The sequence below is a fragment of the Oleiphilus sp. HI0125 genome, assembly GCF_001635355.1.
On record NZ_LWGF01001337.1, the window covers coordinates 1 to 1,457 of the forward strand.

A 1,457-nucleotide genomic window follows, 5' to 3' on the forward strand; every position below is an offset into this window, starting at 1 on the left:
CATTGTTAATAACAACATCAATACCACCGAAGTGCGCGGCAGCGCTTTCGACCGCAGCTACAACAGCTTCATCGTCACGCACATCGACCTGTATTGGGAGCGCTTGTCCACCGGCCTGAATAACTTCCTCTGCAACCGTATGTATCGTGCCGGGGAGTTTCGGGTGGGGATCTGCAGACTTTGCCGCGATCACTATATTAGCGCCATCTTGGGCAAACCTAAGCGCCATTTCGCGCCCAATGCCTCGGCTTGCGCCGCTTATAAATATAACTTTATCTTTTAATGTGCTCATTGTGTTTACTTATACTTCGCTCGATTCAACTTCAACAAGTAATTGGCGCAGCTTGACCTGATCGCCTTCGGTGACAAGCACGGACTGAACCGTACCATCAACATCAGCTTTTAGCGGATGCTCCATTTTCATTGCTTCTAGGATAACAAGAGTGTCGCCTTTGCTGACAGCTTGACCTGCTTCGGCAAACACTTTGATGATTGCACCATCCATACTTGCTTGAATTTGGCCATTGCCTGCTGCGCCCGCGGCATCTTTAGCGACGTGCGTTGTATCTTTAAACTGGAAGTCTTCACTGTCAATGCGCAAGAAAATGTCATCGCCACTCACGAGCTTCTGACACGTCTGTCGAATGCCATCTTGCTCGATGACAATTTTTTCTGAATCGCAGCTGATCAGTTTTATGCTGCTTGTCTCTTCACTATCTGCTTGCTTGATCGTATATAGATTATCGTTCTCTTGAACTTGAAGCTTAAGTTCTTTGTCTTGGAACTGTAAGGTGTAAGGCCACTCGCTAGCAGCGCTGTTGCTCCAACCTAGTAGCATTGAAGAAACGGTATTTTTGGTTTGTTTGCTCTTATGAAGGCAAATACAGGCAAGTGCTGTTGCAAGTGGGTTGCTTGCTTGCTCTTCCATGCTTGGATCGGCATTGAAGTCTTGCTCAATGAAAGCTGTTGTTGCTTCGCCATCAATAAAGCGCGAATGCTGCAATACTTCTGATAAGAAATGCGTATTGACGTTCACGCCAAACAGTACGGTTTCTTTGAGTAACTTGATTAAGCGGCGACGCGCTTCCTCACGATTGCTGCCGTAAGCAATCAGTTTGGCTAGCATTGGGTCATAGAACGGAGACACTTCTTGGCCTTCAAGAATCCCTGCATCTGTTCTAGTTCCCATCGCATTGCTGACGCTCCAACGTTGGATTTTTCCTGTCTGCGGCAGAAATTGATTGCGCGGGTCTTCTGCATATAAACGCACTTCAATCGCGTGGCCGGTTAACGTGATCTCGTCTTGCGTTAACGGAAGTACAGCGCCCGCCGCGACGTTAATTTGCCATTCAACTAAATCTGTTCCCGTGATTAATTCAGTAACAGGGTGCTCAACTTGTAAGCGCGTGTTCATTTCAAGGAAGTAGAAGTTTTTCTCTGCGTCGACCAGGAACTCA

General features: G+C 47.2%; 2 protein-coding genes. Both read right to left on the bottom strand.

The window, feature by feature from the left end; translation table 11 throughout:
- Positions 1-292: SDR family NAD(P)-dependent oxidoreductase (locus A3762_RS23025; RefSeq protein ID WP_156493686.1), on the bottom strand; the 292-nt coding region annotated here is incomplete at its 3' end.
- A 9-nt stretch (positions 293-301) separates the two neighbouring features.
- Positions 302-1,457, bottom strand: a 1,156-nt coding sequence (locus tag A3762_RS23030) for a biotin/lipoyl-containing protein (RefSeq protein ID WP_304439323.1), incomplete at its 5' end; no start/stop codon positions are given.